The sequence below is a fragment of the Micromonospora lacuserhaii genome (assembly GCF_036902735.1).
In the GTDB taxonomy this organism is placed as follows: Bacteria; Actinomycetota; Actinomycetes; order Mycobacteriales; family Micromonosporaceae; genus Micromonospora.
The window spans coordinates 26,224-46,068 of sequence record NZ_JBAKHO010000018.1 but is presented as its reverse complement, the minus strand read 5'-3'; the positions used below and the strand labels follow the sequence as shown (position 1 = coordinate 46,068).

Sequence of the window (19,845 nt, the reverse complement as noted above, 5' to 3'; positions counted from 1 at the left end):
CTCCCAGGTTCGGAGGTCAGATCCGCCGGCTCCGGCTGGAGCGGGGCAGGAAGCGCCGCCCCGCCGGGGGCGGCGGCGCTGGTTCCGGCTCCTCGGCCCCGGGCGGGCCGGCGCCGTCCGTCGTGGGCGGCGTCGGAGCCACCACCGGTACGTCCCACATGACACTCCTCCTGCCACTGACTACCCGGTTGTACGGTTTCCGGGGCGGCCCGGATCGGAATGATCAGGATCGGCCCGGGTAGGGCAGCCCGCACGGGCCCGCCGGGCGTCCGAGGCGAGGAGACGGCGATGAAGGCGATCGTGTACGAGCGCACCGGCGACCCGTCGGTGCTAGAGCTGGTGGACCGACCGGTGCCGGAACCGGGCCGGGGTGAGGTGCTGGTCCGGCTGGCCGTCTCGGGGGTGAACCCGACCGACTGGAAGGGGCGGCGGTCGTGGCCGCTGCCGGCCGGCTGGCAGACCCCCGGGCAGGACGGCGCCGGGGTCGTCGAGGCGGTCGGCGAGGGGGTCGACCAGCGGCTGATCGGCGAGCGGGTCTGGGTCTGGGAGGCCTCCTGGCAGCGGCCCTGGGGCACCGCCGCCGAGTACACCGTGGTGCCGGTCCGGCAGGCGGTGTCCCTCGGCGCCGCCTCCTTCGACCTGGGTGCCTGCCTGGGCATCCCGTTCCTGACCGCGCACCGCTGCCTGACGGCGGGCGAGTACATGCCGGACTCGCTGCACGCCGGGGCGCTCAGCGACCACACGGTGCTGGTGCAGGGCGGGGCGGGCGCGGTGGGGAACGCGGCGATCCAGTTGGCCCGGTGGGCCGACGCCTGCGTCATCGCCACGGTGAGCAGCGCGGAGAAGGCGCAGCTCGCGGCGGCCGCCGGCGCCTCCTTCGTGATCAACTACCGGGATCAGGACGTGGTCGAGGAGCTCCGCAAGATCGCCCCGGACGGGGTGCACACGGTGGTGGAGGTCGCGGTGGCCCGCAATGCCGCCATCGACGCGCAGGTGCTGCGACCCGGCGGCGCGGTCTGCGCGTACGCCGACGACGGCGGGGAGGCGGCGTCGATCCCGATCCGGCCGTCCATGGTGGCCAACGCCCGCTGGCAGTTCGTCCTGGTCTACACCGAGCCGAAGGCCGCGAAGGCGCAGGCGGTCGTCGACGTGGCCGCCGCGGTCGCCCAGGGCGGGGTGCGGGTGGGCCAGGACGCGGGGCTGCCGCTGCACCACTACCTGCTGAAGGACACGGCCGTGGCGCACCAGGCGGTGGAGGATGCGGTGGTCGGGAAGGTGCTGATCAGCACCGCCGAGGAGTAGACCGTGAAGCTATTTCGCGATCACCCGGACAGAACCGAGCAAGTCTCGCAACAATGACATTGCGGGTCGCCCCGCATGGAACGGGCGGCCCCGGCGCGGTGCGAACGCCGGGGCCGCCCCTGGGGAGGGATGCCTCAGGAGATACGTCCCTGCCCCTAGATGCGTCGGACGGGCGGAAAGTGTTACGCCCCCGTCAGCTCAGCTCCCGCACCTCCAGCCCACCGTCGGCGTAGCGGGAGCGGACGACCTTCTTGTCGAACTTGCCGACGCTGGTCTTCGGCACCGCGTCGATGACCGCCCACCGCTCGGGCAGCTGCCAGTGCGCCACCGACCTGCCGAGGAACTCCCGCAGCTGCTCCACAGTGGTCGATGCCCCCTCCCGGACCACCACCGTGGCGAGCGGCCGCTCACCCCAGCGCTGGTCGGGCACCCCGACGACGCATGCCTCCTGCACGTCCGGGTGGGCCATCAGGGCGTTCTCCAGCTCCACCGAAGAGATCCACTCGCCGCCCGACTTGATCACGTCCTTGGCCCGGTCGGTGAGCGTGATGTAGCCGTCCGGGGAGAGCGTGCCGACGTCGCCGGTACGCAGCCAGCCGTCGCGGAACTTCTCCTCGTCCGGGGTGTCGTCGCCGACGTACGTGGCGGTCACCCACGGGCCACGAACCTCCAGCTCGCCGACGGACTCGCCGTCGGCGGGCAGCACCTCGCCCAGCGGGCCGACGATCCGGGCGGCGACCCCGGCCGGCACCCGACCCTGGGTGTAGCGGTAGCGCCAGGCCTCGTCGGTGGTGACACCGGCCGGTGGCCGGGACACCGACCCCAGCGGGGACATCTCGGTCATCCCCCAGGCGTGGATCACGTCGATGTGGTGCCGCTCGGCGAACGCGTGCATCAGCGCCGGCGGGCAGGCCGAACCGCCGACGATCACCTCCTTCAGCGAGGAGGTGTCCACGTCGTTGTTGTCCAGGTACGTCAGCAGGTCGTTCCAGATGGTCGGCACCGCGCCGGCCAGGGTCGGCCGTTCGGCGGCGATCATCTGAGCGATCGGGGCGGCCTGGAGGAACCGGTCCGGCATGATCAGCGACGCGCCGGAGAGGAACGCCGCGTACGGCAGGCCCCAGGACATCGCGTGGAACATCGGCACGATGGCCAGCTCCCGGTCGCCCGGGCCGAGCCCGAACCCCTCGGGCATGCAGACCTGCAACGAGTGCAGGTAGATCGAGCGGTGCGAGTAGGCGACGCCCTTCGGGTTGCCGGTGGTCCCGGAGGTGTAGCAGAGCGCGGCGGCGTCCCGCTCGTCCACCTCCGGCCAGTCGTACGTGTCGGGGCGGCCCGCCAGCAGGTCGTCCCAGTGGTGGAAGGTGATCCGGTCGCCGGCGACGGCGCGCAGCGGCGCCGGGTCACCACCGCCGACCACCACCACGTGCCGGACGGTGGTCATCTCGCCGAGCACCTTGGCCAGCAGCGGGATCAGCGTCGAGTCGACCACCACCACCCGGTCCTCGGCGTGGTTGGCGATGTACGCCACCTGGTCGGGGAAGAGCCGGATGTTGAGGGTGTGCAGCACCGCGCCCATGCTGGGTACGGCGAAGTACGCCACCAGGTGCTCGGTGTTGTTCCACATGAACGTGGCGACCCGCTCGTCGCCGGTCACCTCGCACTCGTCCCGCAGCGCGTGGGCGAGCCGGGCCGCGGCCCGACCGACCTCCGCGTACGACATCCGGCGCGGCTCGGCGCCGGTCCACGTGATCACCTCGGCCGTGCCATGCACGGTGGAGCCGTGTTCGAGGATCCGGGATACCTGGAGAGGGGCGTCCATCATCGTGCTACGCATGGGTAACAAGCTAGTGTCGCCGGTCACAGCTTGGGAACCCCCGGAACTCCGGTCGACCGCCGGGAAGCTGCATAGATTGTCCGGGTGAGCATCTCCTGGGCCGACTCGTACGTGGGCCAGCTGCGCGCCCTGGCCGGTGACCGGACGCTGATGTTCGTCGGCGCGCGCGCCGTGGTCCGCGACAACGCGGGCCGGGTGCTGCTGATCCGGCGCTCGGACAACGGCCAGTGGGCGCTGCCCGCGGGCGCGATGGAGCTCGGCGAGTCGATCGCCGACTGCGCGGTGCGCGAGGTGCGCGAGGAGACCGGGCTGCGCGCCCTGCGGGTGAGCGCATTCGCCCTCTACACCGGCGCGGACCGCACCCACACCAACATGTACGGCCACACGTACCAGATCTTCACCACCGCGTTCCGGGTCGAGGACTGGGACGGTGAGCTGGCCCGGGTGACCGACGAGACCATAGACGCGGGCTTCTACCCCCGCGACGAGTTCCCCGCGCCACTGTCCGCCTCGGTCCCGGAGACCCTCGCCGATCTGGACGTCTTCGAGCAGACCAACCGGCTGATCCTCAAGTAGTCCCGGCCGGCGCCGGCTCGACCCGGGCCGGCGCGACGGCCTCCGGCCGCCCGCCGCTGCGTTCCGCGCCGATGCCGGCGACCACCACGAAGGCGATCCCCAGCACCGGCGCGACGCCCGGCACCTGGTGCAGCGCGACCAGCCCCACGACCAGGGCAATCGCCGGTTCCAGGCTCATCAGGGTGCCGAAGGCGGCGGTGGTGAGCCGGCGCAGAGCGAGCAGTTCCAGGACGAACGGGACGATCGGCAGCAGCACCGCCAGCCCGAGCCCGGCCAGCAGCACCTGCCAGGTCAGGTCGGCGAAGACCGACGGGCCGACGGCGACGGTGGCGACCACGGCGGCCACCGGCATCGACACGGCGAGGCCGCGCAGCCCGGAGACCTCGTCGCCGACCCGCTGGGTGAGCAGGATGTACGCCGCCCAGCACGCCCCGGCGGCGAGCGCGTAACCGACGCCCAGCGGGTCGGCCCCGCCGCGCCACGGCTCGGTGAGCAGCAGCACCCCGACGGCGGCGAGCGCCGGCCAGAGCTTGGACCCGCCTCGGCCGCGGGCCACCGCGACACCGAGCGGGCCGAGGAACTCCAGCGCGCTCGCCGTCCCCAGCGGCAGCCGGGCCACCGCGGCCATGAACAGGATGGTGACGCCCGCCGTCACGACGCCGAGCGCCAGGCAGGCCCGCAGCGCCGACCGGGTGAGCGCGGACGGGCGCGGGCGCACCAGCACGGCCAGCAGCAGGCCGGCCCAGGCCAGCCGGAGCCAGGCGGCACCCTCGGGTCCCACCCGGTCGAAGAGCCCGACCGAGGCGGCCAGGCCGAGCTGGACGAACATCATCGAGGCGACCGCCATTGCCGCGCCGGCGCGAGTGGGAGTCATGTCCACCAGTAGAACCGGCCGGGACCGTTCGCGTCCACGTGACTTCACTGGACGGACTGTTCAGCAATCCTGAACAATGACGGGATGGATTTGCGTCGCCTGCGGCTGCTCCGGGAGCTGGCCCGGCTCGGCTCCATGCGGGAGGTCGCCGACGAGCTCGGCGTCACCACCTCGACCGTGTCCCAGCAGCTCGCCGTGCTCGCCCGCGAGGTCGGCGCGGAGCTGATCGAACCGCACGGCCGCCGGGTCCGGCTCACGCCCGCCGGGCGCCGGCTCGCCGAGCACGCCGTGACGATCCTGGCGGCCGTCGACGCGGCCCGCCTCGACCTCGACCCGCAGGCCGAGCCGGCCGGCACGGTACGGGTCGCCGGCTTCGCCACCGCCGTCCGGCGCTCGCTGCTGCCGGTCACCGCCGACCTCGCGGCGCGCCACCCCCGGGTCCGGCTGCGCATCCACGAACACGAGCCGGCCGAGGCGTACGCGCTGCTCGCGGCGGACGACGTCGACCTCGCGCTGACCTACGACTACCACCTCGCGCCGGCGCCCTTCGACCAGTCCGTCGAGGCGACCCCGCTCTGGTCCGCCCCGTGGAGCCTGGGCGTGCCCGCCGACGGTCCGCCGGCGCCCGCCGGCCCGGCCCCCGAGGTCTTCGGCCACTTCGGGGAGGGTGGCTGGATCGTCAACTCCCGCAACACCGCCGACGAGGTGGTGGTCCGCACCATCGCCTCGATGGCCGGCTTCGAGCCCCGGATCGCGCACCGGGTGGACAGCCTCGAACTCGTCCAGGACCTGATCGTCGCCGGGCTGGGCGTCGGCCTGCTCCCGTCCGACCAGCCGACCGTGCCCGGCGTACGCCTGCTCCCCCTGACCGACCCGGAGGCCCGGCTGCGGTCGTACGCGGTCACCCGGCGCGGCCGGACCGCCTGGCCCCCGCTCGCCCTGATCCTCGACCTGCTCAAGGCCCGCGCGCGGGCCGACCGGTCGGGGGTGGCCCCGGGGCGCGATCACCCCGGGGCCACCCCGCCGCCGGATCAGGCGGCGGGGACGGACTCCACGTAGCGGTACATCACGTCCGCGTCGTGGCTCGGGTCGGGCCGCCACTCGGCGCTCGTGGTGCTCACCTCGCCGTGGACCGTGAACTGGTCGCCCGCCGTACCCGCGGCGACCACCATCGGGACGGTGAGCGACGCGTACTCGCCCGCCTTCAGCGTCCCGAGCGGGCAGGACATCGACGTGTCGGTCACGGTGCACAGCCCGCCGAACCCGTCGCCCTCGAACGAGGCGCCCGGCGGCAAATCGACGACCAGCGTCACGTCCTTGGCCGTGCCGGTGCCGGTGTTCTCCGCGGTGAACTTGGGCGTGATCGGTCCGCCCTCCGCCGGCACCTCCGTCTCACCCCAGGAACCACTTAGCTCGCCGGGGCGCAGGGCAAGCTCGGGGAGCTTGGCGTAGGTGGTCTTGACTTGGTCGGTGTTGTTGGTCTGGGTGATCTCGGGCGTGCTCGTCGAGACCGTCGCCGAGATCCGCGCCTCGGCTCCCTCCTGCTTCACCGGCAGCGAGAAGTAGACGTTCAGGCTGGTCGTTTCGCCGGCCGCCAGCGCCCCGTACCGGTAGGTGCAGACGAGGGTGGCGTAGTCGCACTGCCACCAGGGATCGCCGGCGATCTCGCCGCCGGGCGGCAGCTGGTAGGTGATGGTGACGTCGTCGACGCTGGCGCTGCCGACGTTCTGCACGACGGCGTCGACGATGACCTCGGCCCGGTCGTGCCAGAGCATCGTCTGGCTGGCGGTCAGGTCGAGCTGCAGGTCGGCTCCGGTCGCGGCACTCTCGGCCACGGCGGCTGACGGCTGGAGGCCGACCGCAGCGGCGAGAGCGGACAGGGCGACGCCGGCACGGACCAGCCGGCGTACGTGTTGCGATGACATGAACATCCCCCGATGCATGAAGGAGCGGCCGGACGGTCGCTCCTCCACAACAGACGTTCATGTCCGTGATTCCGTTACGTGATCGACTCGATCAGAGCATGGTCTGCGACTTGGCCTCCATGTCGGCCGCCGCCTCCTCCTTCGACTCCCTGGTCAGCGGCTTGCCGCCGGGGGCCGGCGCCTCGCCGCCGAGCGGGTCGGCCCCGCCCGTGGCGCCCTGCGGGCCGGCGCCGCGCAGCTGCTCGTTCGGCAGCGCCAGGGTGACCAGCACCGCCAGGATCGCGACCAGGCCGGTGGTCAGGAAGACCATGTGCAGCGACTCGACGAAGGCGGCCTGGATCGCGGCCCGCACCGGGCCGGGCAGCGCCAGGATGGTCGCCGGGTCGTTGATCGAGATGTTCGCGCCGCCGCTGGCCGCCACCGCCGCGCGCTGATCCGGCGGCAGCTGGGCGATCGCCCCGGGCAGCCGGTCGGCGAGCTCCCCGGTGAGCCGCGAGGAGAGCACCGCACCGAGGATGGCCACCCCGAACGAGCCGCCCAGCGACCGGAAGAACGTCGCCGAGGAGGTACCGGCCCCCAGGTCGCGGACGTCGACGGCGTTCTGCACCGCGAGGATCAGCGACTGCATGCACAGGCCCAGCCCGACCCCGATCACCACCATGAAGCCGAAGGCCACCCAGAGCGAGGTGTCCACCTGGAGACGGGTGAAGAGCAGCATGCCGGTGAGCAGCACGATCGACCCGGCCACCGGGAACCACTTGTACCGGCCGATCCGGCTCATCGCCCGGCCGGTCAGGATCGAGGTGACGATGATGCCGGCCATCATCGGGAGCATCAGCAGACCGCTGCGGGTCGGCGAGGCGCCCTTGACGATCTGGAGGTAGAGCGGGATGAAGATGATCGACCCGAACATCACCAGACCGAGCACGAAGCCCGCCGAGTTGGCCAGCGCGAAGGTGGCGCTGCGGAACAGCCGCAACGGCAGGATCGGCTCGGCGACCCGGGCCTCCTGGAGCAGGAACGCCACCCCGAGCACCGCACCGGCCACGAAGAGCCCGACGATCACGGCGGAGCCCCAGGCGTACTGGTTGCCACCCCAGCTCAGCGCGAGCAGCAGGGCGCTCACCGCGGCCACCAGCAGCCCCGCGCCCAACCAGTCGATCGCGTGCTCGCGACGCTGAAACGGGATCAACCGCATCACGTGGTAGCAGACCACGATCGCCAGGATCGCCAGCGGCACGTTGATGTAGAAGATCCACCGCCAGTTCGTCTCGGCGAAGTAACCACCCACCAGCGGCCCGGCCACCGACGACAGCCCAAACACCGCCCCGAAGAGCCCCTGGTAGCGGCCGCGCTCCCGCGGTGAGACCACGTCCGAGATGATGGTGAACGCCAGTGTCATCAGGCCGCCCGCGCCCAGACCCTGGATGCCCCGGGTGACGATCAGCTGGGTCATGTCCTGCGACAGGCCCGCCAGCAGCGAGCCGAGCAGGAACGTGCCGATCGAGAAGAGGAAGACGGGCCGGCGCCCGTACAGGTCGGCCATCTTGCCGTACAGCGGGGTGGAGGCGGTGGAGGCGAGCAGGTACGCGGTCACCACCCACGAGTAGTGGTTGATCCCGCCCAGCTCGCCGACGATGGTCGGCAGTGCCGTACCGACGATGGTCTGGTCGAGTGCGGCCAGCAGCATCCCGGTCATCAGGCCGAACATCAGCAGGCGGATCTGGCGGGTGTTGAGCAGCGGGCGGCCATGGGCTTCCGTGGTCATCCCGCCTTCTATCCCGTACCGGGAGGAACATGCGTCGGCCTCGCGAAATCCCCCGACGCCCAGGAGGCCGGGGCCGCCACCGCCGGCGAACGCGCAGTGGCGGCGACCCGACCCGGACCCTCGCGGCTCAACGGGGGCTGTGGACGCCCTCGGCGAACTCTTCGACGATCTTGGCGCAGAAGGCCGGAAGGTCGTCGGGCTTGCGGCTGCTGACCAGGCCGTTGTCCGTGACGACCTGCTCGTCGACCCAGTTGGCACCGGCGTTGGTCAGGTCGGTGCGCAGGCTCGGCCAGCTCGTCATCCGGCGGCCCTGCACCACGCCCGCCTCGACCAGGGTCCACGGGCCGTGGCAGATCACCCCGACCGGCTTGCCGGCGTCGAAGAACGCCTTGACGAAGCGGACCGCGTCCGGGTCCGTCCGCAGGAAGTCCGGGTTGGCGACCCCGCCCGGCAGCACCAGCGCGTCGTAGCTGCCGGCGTCCGCGTCGGCCGCGGTCACGTCCACGTCGTACGTCTTGCCGTGGTCGAGGTGGTTGAAGGCCTGGATCGATCCGGGCTTCAGCGAGACCAGCTCGGCGGTGGCGCCGGCCTGCTCGACCGCCTCGCGCGGCTGGACGTACTCGACCTCCTCCACGCCGTCGGTGGCGAGGAAGGCGACCCGCTTGCCCTGCAGAGTGTTCGGTGCCATGTCCTTCTTCTCCTCTCCGGGGTTACCTTCGGCCGGTTCCCGGGGCCTGCCGGCCGAAACGTGACGCGGTCGCCGTCCCCGCCGGGTGGGCACGTTTGGCCCCGGAGCGTGGGGGGATGCCGGAAGGCATGGCAGGAGCAGCAGCGGAACAGCGCCGGCTCGCCACCGTCGTGGAGAGCTGGCTCGGACGCCCCGTCCTGGTCGTCGGCGACGCCATGCTCGACGAGTGGCGTTTCGCCGAGTCCGACCGGCTCTGCCGCGAGGCGCCCGCCCCGATCCTCAGCCTGCGCCGGCGCATCTCCGCGGCCGGCGGCGCCGCCAACACGGCGGTCAACATCGCCACCCTCGGCGGCCGGGCACTGCTGGTCGCCCCGGTCGGCGCCGACGTGGCCGGCGACGAACTGCACGACTGCCTGGACCGGGCCGGCGTCTGGGACCGTACGGTCAACCAGCCGCACCGGCCGACCCCGGTGAAGCGCCGGATGCTGGCCGGCAACCAGATCCTGCTCCGCGAGGACTCCGGCGACCCGGAGGACCCGCTCGACGCCGACGGGGTGGAGGGGCTGCTCACCGCGCTGGACTGCGCGACCGAGGAGCTGAAGGCCGTTGCCGGGGGCGCGGCACCCACCCTGGTGGTCTGCGACTACGGCCTGGGCGCGCTGCCCGCCGCGGTCCGCACCTGGCTGGTGCTCAACCGCGACCGGTTCGCCACCGCCGCCCTGGACGCCCACGACCTGGCCGACTGGCGGGGCCTGAACCCCACTGTGGTCACCCCGAGCTTCGCCGAGGCGACCCGACTGCTGGCCCGCGCGGCGGCCGGCTTCGGCGCCCCGCCGCCGACGGCCCGCACCGGCGGCGTCGATCTGCACCTGGACCACCCGGCCGGCGACCCCGCCGACGGGCCGTCCGAACTCACCGTCGGCGCGGCACCGGGCGGTGCCGGCGAGCGGCCCCTCGCAGAGCCCGCCCCCGTCGGTGGCCCGACGGCCGGGCCGACCGGTGAACCGACGCCGGGCGAGGACCGGGTCGCCCTGACCGGGGACGGGCTCAGCGTCACCGGCGCCGGCGTCACCGTGAACGCCAGCGCCGGTGAGGGCGTCGACCGGGCCGTCCTGGCCGAGTCGCGCCTGGCCGAGCTGCGCGCGCACACCGGCGCCGACGTGGTGGCGGTGACCCTGGACACCGACGGCGCGGTGGTCGGCGGCGCGGACGGCGAACCGCGACGCAGTCACAGCACCCCCGTCCCGGCCAGTCACGCGGTGGGCGCCGGGGACGCCTATCTGGCGGCGATGACGCTGGCCCTGGCCGCCGAGGCGCCGCTGCCGACCGCCGCGCAGCTCGCCCAGCTCGCCGCCACCATCACCGTCTCCGACACCGGCACCTGCGTCTGCCGGCGCGAGGACCTGCTCGCCGCCCTCGGCGACGCCCCCGGCGGTACGGCCCATCCGACGCTGGTCGGGCCGGACGAGCTGACGGCCCTGGTCGCCGACCACCGGCAGGCCGGCCGCTCGATCGTCTTCACCAACGGCTGCTTCGACGTGCTGCACCCCGGCCACGTGCGCTACCTGGAACAGGCCCGGACGCTGGGCGACCTGCTGGTGGTCGCGGTCAACTCCGACGGCAGCGTGCGCCGGCTCAAGGGCCCGGACCGGCCGGTCAACCCGGTCGAGGACCGGATCACCCTGCTCGCCGCGCTGGCCTGCGTGGACCACGTGGTGGTCTTCGAGGAGGACTCCCCGGCCCGGCTGATCGAGACCGTCCGCCCCGACGTGTACGTCAAGGGCGGTGACTACCCGCCGGAGATGGTCCCCGAGGCGCCGCTGGTGCGCCGGCTCGGCGGCCAGGTACGCACCCTCGGCTACGTGCCGGACCGCTCCACCTCCGCCATCATCGACCGGATCCGCGCCCAGTCCGCGCCGTCGACCGCGCCGCAGCACCTGGGCAGGTCCACGTGAACCGACCGCTCGACCTCGGCGCGCCCGGGGAGTTCCGCCAGCCACGACAGCTCGACGTGCTGATCCCGACCCGGAACCGCCCCGCCGAGCTGGCGGTCACCCTCTCCGGGTTGGCCGCCCAGGAGGGCCTGCCCGGGTTCGGGGTGGTGGTCAGCGACCAGTCCGACGGCGACCCCGCGTACGCGCACCCGGCGGCGGCCACCATGGCCCGGGCGTTGCGCTACCGGGGGCACCCGGTGCTGCTGACCCGGCGGCTGCCTCGACGCGGCCTGGCCGAGCACCGCGCGTACCTGCTGGACCAGTCGGCGGCGCGGTACGTGCTCTGCCTCGACGACGACGTCTGGCTGGAGCCGGGCACCCTGGACCGGCTGGTCACCGCGATCGGGGAGCTGGGCTGCGGGTTCGTCGGCAACGCGGTGCACGGCCTGTCGTACGCCGACGACGTGCGCCCCGAGACGCACGGCCACTACGAGGAGTGGGACGGCCCACCGGTGCCCGAGCGGATCCGGCCGGACACCCCCGAGTGGCACCGGGCGGCCCTGCACCCGGCGGCGAACCTGCTGCACGTCACGGAGAAGCTGGACCTGCCGGCGGGCGCGTGGCGGGCGTACAAGGTCTCCTGGATCGGCGGGTGCGTGCTCTACGACCGGGCGGCGCTGGTCGACTCCGGGGGCTTCGACTTCTGGCGGCGGGTGCAGGAGAGGCACCAGGGCGAGGATGTCGCCGCGCAGCTCTCCGTGATGGCGCGGTACGGCGGCGCCGGGGTCCTGCCCAGCGGGGCGTACCACCTGGAGTCACCGACCACGGTCACCGAGCGGGACGTGGAGGCGTGGGAGGTCGTGCTCATCGAGTCCGACGCCCCGCAACCGGCCTGAGTCCGCGGCTCACGCCCGGGACGCGCCCGGCTCCGGTCGGAGCAGCTCGGCGGCGGCCTCCAGCACCTCGACCACCGGCACGTCGGCGACGAAGGAGTCCCGGTGCGGGCAGTCCCCGGTGCCGGGGCGGTGCGGATAGATCCCCGGGGTGCAGTCCACGCCGCAGACCGGGCAGTGCGTCGTCCAGGAGGCGATCGGTCGGTGCCGGGCGCGTAGCGGGGTGGCGCCGTTGATCAGGTTGCCCAGCCAGTAGACGCCGACGGTCGGGGTGCCCACCGCCCCGGCGAGGTGCAGCGGGCCGGTGTCGTTGGAGACGACCAGCGCGGCGCCCTGGTAGGCCGCGGCCAGCCCACCGAGGCTGAGCGTGCCGACCTGGGCACGGACCGGCACGCCGGCCGCCGCGACCACCGCGTCCACCACCTCCTGCTCGGCGGGGGTGCCGGTGACCAGCACCTCGTACCCGTCGCGGTGCAGCGACCGGGCGACCTCGGCGAAGCGTTCGGCGGGCCAGCGGCGGCGGGTGTCGGTGGCGCCGGGGTGCAGCGCCACCCGGGGTCGGTCCGGCGCGCCGAGCACCCGCAGCGCCTCGGCCCGGTCGGCGTCGGTCACCGCCAGGGACGGGATGACGGTGGTGGCCGGCGCCCCGACCAGGGCGACCGCCTCCAGGTAACGGATCACCTCGTGCTGGTAGTAGACGTAGCGCATCCACCGGTCCAGCGGCGGCGCGCCCTCGGCCCGCAGGCCGGCGGTGACCCGGGCGCCGAGCCGGCTGACGATCGGGTTGGAGTTACCGCCCCCGCCGTGCACCTGCAACGCCAGGTCGAAGCCCTCCTTCGCGGCCCGCTCCAGGAAGTCGTCCATCGACGACGGCTCCTCCCCCGGCCCCAGGTCCCGAATGCCGGGGGCCGGCGGGATCACCAGGACCCGGTCCACCGGGCTGGGCCGGTCGCGCCAGAGCTTCGCGTGCCACGGCGCGCCGAGCAGCACGATCTCCGCCGCCGGGTACGCGGCCCGCAGCGACTCCAGCGCCGGCAGCAGGAAGATGAAGTCGCCGAGCGCGTTGGCCCGCAGCACGGCGATCCGGTCCACGTCGGGTACGCGCTCGCCCACCGGGCCGAGCAGGGACGGGGCGGTCACGCGACCCTACGGCCGGTCGATCTCGTCGAGGGTGGTGTCCGGGTGGTGCAGCTCCCGGTCCGCCGCCGGATCGGCCAGGGTGGCCCTGCCCTCGGCGGCCGGACCGCCGCGGTAGCCGGCACGGCCGACGGTGATGGTGCGCGGCGCGGGCCGCTGCGCCCGGGGCAGGTGGACCCGGAGCAGGCCGTGGTCCATCACCGCGTCGATCGCGTCCGGGTCCACCCGGGACGGCAGGTCGACCCGGTACTCGAAGCCCCGGGTCTCGAAGCCGCCGGGGATGCCCTGGTCGGCGTTGACCTCCGCCTCGGAGCGGGCCCGCACGCAGAGCTCCCGATCGTCCAGCTCGACGGCGACCTCCTCAGGCGCGACACCGGGCAGCCGGACGACCACCTCCCAGCCGTCGGCGGTCTCGGTCAGCTCGACGTCCGGTGAGCCACCCCGGGCGCCGCCGACCAGGCGGCTCAGCTCGGAGCGCAGCGACTGGAGTTCCCCCATCGGGTCCCAGCCCTGCTGCCGTCCCCGCCAGCCCCGACCCTGCTGTTCCGTCATCGCACGTCTCCGATCCGTTGGGTGGCCGCCGGGGGCCGCAGCGAGCTGGGCGCGTCCAGGCCGGCCTCCGGGTCGACCCCGACGCCGAGCCGGTCGACCAGTTCGCCGCCGAGCCAGGCGCTGACGCCCAGGATGGCCACCCCGACCAGCTCGATGGCGATCAGCGCGCCGCCGGCCGCCCGGGAGTCGGCGTTGAGCCGGACCACCCAGACGGCGGCGAAGAGCAGGATGACCGCGACGTTGGCCGCGGCGTGGGTGAGCGCCACCCGCTTCGCGCGGGTGCTCGCCGGGATGGCGAGCAGGTCGAAGGACCCGGCCGCCGCCGCCAGCAGGCCACCGACGAGGCCGACGGTGATGTTCCAGTACGCCACCTCGGCGAGGAAGTCCGGCCCGCCGACCGTGTCGACCAGGTCGAAGATCGTGCCCGTGACGAGGAGCGCCACCGGGAACATCACCAGCATCGGGTGCACGGGGTGGCCGAGCACCTTCAGTCGGCTCTCCATGGTGGGCCTCCACTGCTCGCATCGGGGGCGCTGTGTGAGCCGGTACCCACCGCGTCGGTGGACAAACCCCGGCTCGCCGCACCCTTCTAGGCTGACGGGCGGCGGCCTGCGCGCGCAGTGACCGCCACCGAGATCAACGGTCGGGGGAGGCGGACGTGACGGTGGAGATCACCTCACACGAAGAGTTGCGCGAACTGCTGGGGGCGCCGATGCCCCGGGCGGTGACGAAGGAGCGCGTCGTGCTGCACGAGCGGGACCGGCAGTGGCTGGCCGCCTCGCCGTTCTGCCTGATCGCCACCGCCGGCGCGGACGGCAGCTGCGACGTGTCCCCGAAGGGCGACCCGGCCGGCTTCGTCCGGGTGCTGGACGACACCACGATCGCGATTCCCGAGCGGCCGGGGAACCGGCGGGCGGACGGCTACCGCAACATCCTGGACAACCCGCACGTCGGGCTGATCTTCCTGATCCCGGGGCGGCCGGACACGCTGCGGATCAACGGGCGGGCCCGGCTGATCCGGGAGGCCGCGTACTTCGACGACATGCTGGTCAAGGGGCACCGGCCGATCCTCGCCGTGGAGGTGGCCGTCGAGCAGATCTTCTACCACTGCTCGAAGGCGTTCCTCCGCTCCGAGCTGTGGCGGCCGGAAACCTGGCAGCCGGACGTCCTGCCCACCCGAGCCCGGCTGATCAACGAGGTGGAGGACACCGGAGACAGCCTGGCCGATCTGGAGCGCCGGTACGGCCCGGCGTACCTGGAGACGCTCTACCGCCAGTAGGTCGGGTGCCGGGGTGCACGTTTGAGCTGCTCGGTGAGGGTACAGATGATCGTCATGGCCCGGCCCGCCCGCGTGGCGGGCAGCCCCAGACACGGGTCGAGAGAGGAGACGTTCGATGCCCACGCAGAACAGCTCGGGACGCGGCGGCTCGACCGCGACCAAGAATCCCCCGGGTAACCAGACCCCGAACACCCCCGACATCAACGAGAGCGAGATCGCTCGGCTGAAGGTCGACGAGCTGCGCCGCCGGCTGCGGGAGCGCGGCGTCGCCGACACCGCCGGCATGCACAAGGACGACCTGGTCAAGGCACTGATCAAGGGTTTGAAGGACGACTCGTCCACCGGCGGCGACAAGCGCTCCGGCCGGTCCTCCGGCTCGGCGTCGACCGACGGCGGCGTACGGACCGGTCCGCACACCTCGAAGTCGATCAAGTACTCGCAGGAGATCACCTCCACCGACGACGAGCCGGAGCGGCCCGGCCGCAGCCTGGTCACCACGGACCACGAGGTGATCCGGCAGTGGGCGGAGCAGCGCGGCGGCGTGCCGACCACGGTGGACGGCAGCGAGCACGACGGGCACGCCGGCGTACTCCGCTTCGACTTCCCGGCCAACGGCCGCGAGCAGCGGCTGAGCGAGATCAGCTGGGAGGACTGGTTCGCCGCCTTCGACCAGCGCCGGCTCAACTTCATCTACCAGGAGGAGCGCTCCGACGGTAGGCAGAGCAACTTCTTCCGGCTGGAGAGCCCGGACCGCGAGGACGGCTGAGCCGTACCAGTAAGGCATGGATGTGGGCGGGCGGCCCGGACCGGCGTGACGGTCCGGGCCGCCCGCCTGTTCACGCAGTCCAATCGGGGCATCGAGCAGCATGTTTGCGCGAGAGTCGAATCGGAAAGCAGGGAGGCCCACACGTCACACTTCACAAAGGAGGCTTCGATGAGCCAGCCCGCATACACCGACCCGGGCGCCGAGCACCGCCACCCGGCTCCCGTCGCCGGCGGTCAGGTCCGCGGCACCAACGTCATGGCGATCCTGTCGCTGGTCTTCGCCTTCGTCTTCTCGCCGGTCGGCATCGTCTTCGGGCACATCGCCAAGAAGCAGATCCGCCGCACCGGCGAGCAGGGCAACGGCCTCGCCACCGCCGGGCTCGTGCTGAGCTACATCTTCACCATCCTCGGCGTCATCTGGTTCATCCTGGTCCTGGTCGCGGCCGCCAACTCGGGCACCACGGGCAGCTGAGCCGCCGGCCGGCACGGGCCTGGCGGGGGAGGGTTCGAACGGAGACGACCGGTACGGCGGGTGGCCACGGCCGCCCGCCGTACGCGTGCCCGATGCCGATCGACAGCGTCGCCACCTCTTGCCGTCACCTGTTCTCATCGATGCATGAGGCGGCCATGGCAGATTCCGGGCACCGGGCGGAGCGGGATCGTCTGATCAGCGCCGCCCTGATCCACGAGAGCAGCCAGAACTGGCAGCACCACCGCCATCTCGAGACGCAGCGGGCCCACTACCTGGGCTTCTTCTTCACCGCTCTGCTCGCCTCGGCGGGCCTCCTCACCAGCGTCGCGGCCCTGAGTCGCAGGGACGACGACCTGCTTGTCCTCGGCGGAGCGCTGCTCTGCTTCATCCTGATGGTCATCAGCTTCGCCATCTATGCGGCGGTCCGTAAGTTGGGCGCGGTCATCCGCTCTACGACGGGGAGCTTCGGCTGCTGCGGCAGAGACTCTTCGCCGGCCTGAACCGGGAGACCGGAGAGTACGGCGAGCGGGAACTGGCCGGCGCCCACGTCCCACCGATCATGCGCACCCGGGTCTACAGCGCGCAGGGGGTCGCCGAGACGCTCCTGCTGAGTGCCTGCGTCGGCCTGTTCCTGACCCAACAGGCGATCGCGGTGCTCACCCTGAGCGGGGTCGCTGAACGGAGTCGCGACGTGGGGCACGGTGGCCCTGGCTGTCGTCTCGCTGGTGCTCGCCGCTCTCCTGGCCACCCTGCACGTACGGGTGCGACGCAGCGCGCGTCAGCCCTGACGCGGCACGAACCGGCGGTTTTGGCCCAGCGCCCGGCCTCGCGGTCGCCCGCCAGAAACGTCAGGGGAATTCGACGGGCTTGTCGGGATAGAGCTTCCGACTGCTCAGCCGGACACAGTCGGCCACCTCCCAGATCTTGTCCTTGGGAGCCGCGGCGACGAGGTCGTCCGGGTTCTCCTCACGGCCGGTGACCTTGAACCCCTTGTCCTTCATGCAGGCCTGCACGGCCTTCATCAGAGGCGGCTCCATGCGGGGCGCGTTGTCCCGGCGGAACCGGGCCGCCGCGACGTCGAAGTGGGCCGCCCGGCACTGACGGGCGACCTCCAGAACCTTCTCGTCCGCCAACTGGGGAGCCCGGTAGCCGAGCAGCATGCCCTGCTGATCGACCGGGTCCCACCCCTCGTTGACCAGCTCGACCTGCGACCGGGTCAGGCAGCTCTTCAGCTCACCGACCGCGACCTCGTATTCCGCCCTGGTCATCCGTACCGAGACCACGCTGTCGGTGGCGACCGGGGACGCGGCGGCCGTCGGCGACGCGGCGGCCTCGTCTCGGGTTCGCTCCCCCGCGTCGGACCGGGAGGAGCAGCCAACCAGCAGACCACCGGCTACCAGAGCCAGGACGACAGCTACCGGTCCAGGATTCCGCAGAGTCTTCACGCCCACCTACCTGATCGAAACAACGTCACCCACTGCCATGCCCGGCAGCGCCGGTCTGGCCACCGCGTGCCCGCCGCTGTCCCGGCACCGGACGGGATCTGCACCCAAGGACCGCCGACTGGATGCCCGAGAACCACGGCCGGGCCGCCCGACAGCACGACGAGGGGTGCCGGGTGACCGCCACCCCTCGCCCGGCTCACCTAGTGGCTGTAGTAGGTGTAGCTCTCGCCCGACTGGGACTTGTGGCCGACCAGGGTGAAGTACGACCCGGAGGGGGCGTAGTGGCCGACGAGCGACGCGCTGTCGCCCGACCAGATGACGCCCTTGTTGGTCTTGGTGTAGAGCCAGGCGTGGCCGGCGCAGCTACCGAACTGCTTCTCCGTCCACGCGTAGCTGTGGTCGGTCACCGTGCCGCCGCTGTACCGGCAGCTGTTGCGGTCCTTGACCCAGGTGGTCCAGTGGGCGGAGGCCGGCGTGACGGCGAAGAGGCTCGCCACCCCGGCGAGGGCCGAGACGAACGCGACCCTCCCGATCAGACTCTTGGCTTTCATTGTTTCCCTTCCACTTGTCGCGGCGTCAGCGGGACGCCTTCCGGCCGAGATCGGCGCAGCATGACGGGAAGTGGATCATCCCCGTACGTGGATCCGGGCCGAGATTAACCACTCGCATCGTCGGACGTTGTCCGCCCGGAAATACCGCGCTCAATCGCCGTGAAGGCACCGGTTGCCTCGATGACCGATGAAAGTGGCAAGTGGGGACACAATGGCCGGACCCACCGCGCGGACCTGTCGGGTGAGGTCGACGCTGGTTGCGGGTATCGGAAGGCGGGGCTCGACGGCGGCGCGTTCGCTACGCGAGGCGGGTCGAGCCGCCGTCAGCCCCGCCGCTCGATCGGCCCGGCATCCGTGAGCTGTCAGTCGAAGTCGAAAATGCTGTTGCGGTCATAGAAGTGCAGCACGTACCGGCAACGGCGGCAGATCATCAGGGTCATGCGGTGGCTGGTGAGACCCCAGCGACTGTCCTGTCGCGCTGCTTCTCGCCGAAAGTCGGTGCCTCGGCAGTCCAACGTGGACCCTGACCGTTATCGGGCGGCCTCCTGCGCATTCCGCTCCACCATGTCTCGATGGGCGGCCCATGTCGCCGCATCCGGCGGCGGCATATTGGTCGACGTGCTGAGAAGGCCGACCGCGCCATCGATCAGCTCTCGGATGATGTCGGCATGACCAGCATGGCGCTGCGTCTCAGCAGTCACATGGACCAAGACCTGATGCAGCGTCACCTCGCCGCCATCGCCCCACCACGGCACCCGGCCGACCGCGTCCAGCGGCAGCGCCTCGATCGTCGCGTCCGCATGCACCCAGGCCTGCCGGTACAGACCGACGATGGACTCGCGCGACTCTGTCGGCAGTGCCCACGGATCCCAAGCCTGCTCGCCCTCCGGCCATCGTGCGACGGCGTCACTTGGACGCCCGAAGGTTTCGCCGAAGTACCCGAACTCGCCACGTGCCAGATGCTTGACCAGCCCCAGCAGGTTGGTCCCGGTGGGCGTCAGCGGGCGGCGGACGTCGTACTCGGTCAGCCCGTCGAGCTTCCACAACATCGCACCGCGAGCCCCTTGCAGGTAGTCGAGCAGGTCTGCCTTGGGGTCGGAGATCGTCATGGCGGACATCGTGCCAGCATCCAACAAACCGCACCAGGCATCCCGAACCCACGGCCTCGGAGCCGAACTGCACCGAAAGTAGACCCGACCCGATACCAGGCCACAGTCACGATCGCCTCGCTCTTGCAATGGCTATGACCCGCTGACGACCCCACCAACGCGGTCGTCCAGGGCCCCGGCGGCCACGACGGCGCCGGAGTCGCGATCACCGCGCCGCCGGACACGGACGGCACATGCCACGACCAGAACGGTGGCCGTCGCGGCGGCACCCCAGACGGTCAGCATGACCAACTCCGCCACAGGGCTCTCCGCCGGCCGTGGCAGCACCACCATGTTGAGCGCCGCACCGACGGGAGCGACGAGGGCCGCGAGAACGCCGAGTGGTCCCCGACGCCGAATGGTGGCCCCACTCCCCCGAGAGGCAATCCCAACACCAGGCTTGCGACCAACCAGATTGGCATCTGCCCCCACCCGAAGCCTTGATGGAACGGGAACAGCGGATCTCCTCCTCTGAAAGGCGACTTGCCGCGTGCCGGGCACCAGGTGGTGCGGGTGCCGACCCGGCCGATGGCCGCGGCGCGTCGGCGTTCGCGGCAGGCCGGCAAGTCTGATCGGATGGCGCGCTCGCGGTGGCGCACGTGGCGCTGCGCGAGGGCGGAGGGCGTGCCGGTGACGGCGGATCGCCGGGTCGGCCCGAAAGAGGATTGTGGAGCGTACGGCAGGCGGGCACAATTCGAC

Annotated in this window: 21 protein-coding genes; 9 read left to right on the top strand and 12 right to left on the bottom strand. The window is 72.2% G+C overall.

The features are described 5' to 3' along the window. Positions 1 to 16: 16 nt before the first annotated feature. Positions 17 to 160 carry a hypothetical protein gene (locus V6U81_RS14695; RefSeq protein WP_334489484.1) on the bottom strand — a complete coding sequence of 48 codons (144 nt, stop codon included), beginning with the start codon at positions 158 to 160 and terminating at the stop codon, positions 17 to 19. 128 nt (positions 161 to 288) lie between these two features. Here V6U81_RS14695 and V6U81_RS14690 point away from each other — a divergent pair, with 128 nt between their 5' ends. Further along, on the top strand, positions 289 to 1,302 hold the full coding sequence (locus tag V6U81_RS14690) for an NADPH:quinone reductase (protein WP_334489482.1): 1,014 nt from the start codon (positions 289 to 291) through the stop codon (positions 1,300 to 1,302). Positions 1,303 to 1,495: 193 nt separating this feature from the next. Here V6U81_RS14690 and V6U81_RS14685 read toward each other — a convergent pair whose 3' ends face one another. Continuing rightward, complete coding sequence (locus V6U81_RS14685) at positions 1,496 to 3,124, bottom strand: fatty acid--CoA ligase (protein ID WP_334489588.1); 1,629 nt, start codon at positions 3,122 to 3,124, stop codon at positions 1,496 to 1,498. Positions 3,125 to 3,223: 99 nt separating this feature from the next. Here V6U81_RS14685 and V6U81_RS14680 point away from each other — a divergent pair, with 99 nt between their 5' ends. After that, positions 3,224 to 3,715 (top strand): NUDIX domain-containing protein, encoded by a 492-nt coding sequence (locus V6U81_RS14680; protein ID WP_334489480.1) that lies wholly within the window; start codon positions 3,224 to 3,226, stop codon positions 3,713 to 3,715. On the opposite strand, the gene V6U81_RS14675 is transcribed toward V6U81_RS14680, so the two are convergent. Further along, positions 3,708 to 4,589 (bottom strand): EamA family transporter, encoded by an 882-nt coding sequence (locus tag V6U81_RS14675; protein WP_334489478.1) that lies wholly within the window; start codon positions 4,587 to 4,589, stop codon positions 3,708 to 3,710. The two genes, V6U81_RS14680 and V6U81_RS14675, sit on opposite strands and share 8 nt — an antisense overlap. An 84-nt stretch (positions 4,590 to 4,673) precedes the next feature. On the opposite strand from V6U81_RS14675, the gene V6U81_RS14670 reads away from it, so the two are divergent. After that, on the top strand, positions 4,674 to 5,648 hold the full coding sequence (locus tag V6U81_RS14670; protein WP_334489476.1) for a LysR family transcriptional regulator: 975 nt from the start codon (positions 4,674 to 4,676) through the stop codon (positions 5,646 to 5,648). Here the strand turns inward: V6U81_RS14670 and V6U81_RS14665 are convergent. The 3 genes from V6U81_RS14665 to V6U81_RS14655 form a co-directional block, all read right to left on the bottom strand. Further along, the gene (locus V6U81_RS14665) at positions 5,621 to 6,514 is read right to left on the bottom strand and encodes a COG1361 family protein (protein WP_334489474.1); all 894 of its coding nucleotides are present in this window, start codon (positions 6,512 to 6,514) and stop codon (positions 5,621 to 5,623) included. The genes V6U81_RS14670 and V6U81_RS14665 overlap by 28 nt on opposite strands. A 91-nt stretch (positions 6,515 to 6,605) precedes the next feature. Next, complete coding sequence (locus tag V6U81_RS14660) at positions 6,606 to 8,282, bottom strand: MDR family MFS transporter (protein ID WP_334489472.1); 1,677 nt, start codon at positions 8,280 to 8,282, stop codon at positions 6,606 to 6,608. A 127-nt stretch (positions 8,283 to 8,409) separates the two neighbouring features. Further along, positions 8,410 to 8,970, bottom strand: a complete 561-nt coding sequence (locus V6U81_RS14655) for a type 1 glutamine amidotransferase domain-containing protein (protein WP_334489471.1) — start codon at positions 8,968 to 8,970, stop codon at positions 8,410 to 8,412. A 128-nt stretch (positions 8,971 to 9,098) separates the two neighbouring features. Here V6U81_RS14655 and rfaE2 point away from each other — a divergent pair, with 128 nt between their 5' ends. Both rfaE2 and V6U81_RS14645 read left to right on the top strand, forming a co-directional pair. Further along, complete coding sequence (gene rfaE2 / locus V6U81_RS14650; RefSeq protein ID WP_334489469.1) at positions 9,099 to 10,925, top strand: D-glycero-beta-D-manno-heptose 1-phosphate adenylyltransferase; 1,827 nt, start codon at positions 9,099 to 9,101, stop codon at positions 10,923 to 10,925. After that, complete coding sequence (locus V6U81_RS14645; protein ID WP_334489467.1) at positions 10,922 to 11,800, top strand: glycosyltransferase family 2 protein; 879 nt, start codon at positions 10,922 to 10,924, stop codon at positions 11,798 to 11,800. Before rfaE2 ends, V6U81_RS14645 begins: the two co-directional genes overlap by 4 nt. Positions 11,801 to 11,809: 9 nt before the next feature. Here V6U81_RS14645 and V6U81_RS14640 read toward each other — a convergent pair whose 3' ends face one another. Genes V6U81_RS14640 through V6U81_RS14630 form a run of 3 tightly spaced genes read right to left on the bottom strand, consistent with a single transcriptional unit; the run spans position 11,810 to position 13,989 of the window. Next, on the bottom strand, positions 11,810 to 12,937 hold the full coding sequence (locus tag V6U81_RS14640) for a glycosyltransferase family 9 protein (RefSeq protein WP_334489464.1): 1,128 nt from the start codon (positions 12,935 to 12,937) through the stop codon (positions 11,810 to 11,812). Between the two features lie 6 nt (positions 12,938 to 12,943). Then, positions 12,944 to 13,486 carry an Hsp20/alpha crystallin family protein gene (locus tag V6U81_RS14635; RefSeq protein WP_334489462.1) on the bottom strand — a complete coding sequence of 181 codons (543 nt, stop codon included), beginning with the start codon at positions 13,484 to 13,486 and terminating at the stop codon, positions 12,944 to 12,946. Further along, on the bottom strand, positions 13,483 to 13,989 hold the full coding sequence (locus V6U81_RS14630) for a DUF2231 domain-containing protein (RefSeq protein ID WP_334489460.1): 507 nt from the start codon (positions 13,987 to 13,989) through the stop codon (positions 13,483 to 13,485). Before V6U81_RS14630 ends, V6U81_RS14635 begins: the two co-directional genes overlap by 4 nt. A gap of 155 nt (positions 13,990 to 14,144) precedes the next feature. Here V6U81_RS14630 and V6U81_RS14625 point away from each other — a divergent pair, with 155 nt between their 5' ends. The 4 genes from V6U81_RS14625 (at position 14,145) to V6U81_RS14610 (ending at position 16,502) form a co-directional block, all read left to right on the top strand. Then, positions 14,145 to 14,765, top strand: a complete 621-nt coding sequence (locus tag V6U81_RS14625) for a pyridoxamine 5'-phosphate oxidase family protein (protein WP_334489457.1) — start codon at positions 14,145 to 14,147, stop codon at positions 14,763 to 14,765. Positions 14,766 to 14,880: 115 nt separating this feature from the next. Continuing rightward, positions 14,881 to 15,531 carry a hypothetical protein gene (locus V6U81_RS14620; RefSeq protein ID WP_334489454.1) on the top strand — a complete coding sequence of 217 codons (651 nt, stop codon included), beginning with the start codon at positions 14,881 to 14,883 and terminating at the stop codon, positions 15,529 to 15,531. A gap of 168 nt (positions 15,532 to 15,699) precedes the next feature. Next, the gene (locus V6U81_RS14615) at positions 15,700 to 16,002 is read left to right on the top strand and encodes a DUF4190 domain-containing protein (RefSeq protein ID WP_334489452.1); all 303 of its coding nucleotides are present in this window, start codon (positions 15,700 to 15,702) and stop codon (positions 16,000 to 16,002) included. 92 nt (positions 16,003 to 16,094) lie between these two features. Next, complete coding sequence (locus V6U81_RS14610) at positions 16,095 to 16,502, top strand: hypothetical protein (RefSeq protein WP_334489449.1); 408 nt, start codon at positions 16,095 to 16,097, stop codon at positions 16,500 to 16,502. Between the two features lie 348 nt (positions 16,503 to 16,850). Here V6U81_RS14610 and V6U81_RS14605 read toward each other — a convergent pair whose 3' ends face one another. From V6U81_RS14605 to V6U81_RS14595, 3 genes are all read right to left on the bottom strand, one after another. After that, entirely contained in the window at positions 16,851 to 17,270 is a 420-nt protein-coding gene (locus tag V6U81_RS14605) for a hypothetical protein (protein WP_334489447.1), read from the bottom strand. Between the two features lie 377 nt (positions 17,271 to 17,647). After that, positions 17,648 to 17,998, bottom strand: a complete 351-nt coding sequence (locus V6U81_RS14600) for a hypothetical protein (RefSeq protein WP_334489445.1) — start codon at positions 17,996 to 17,998, stop codon at positions 17,648 to 17,650. 530 nt (positions 17,999 to 18,528) lie between these two features. Beyond that, positions 18,529 to 19,107, bottom strand: a complete 579-nt coding sequence (locus V6U81_RS14595) for a DinB family protein (protein ID WP_334489443.1) — start codon at positions 19,105 to 19,107, stop codon at positions 18,529 to 18,531. Positions 19,108 to 19,845 lie beyond the last annotated feature (738 nt).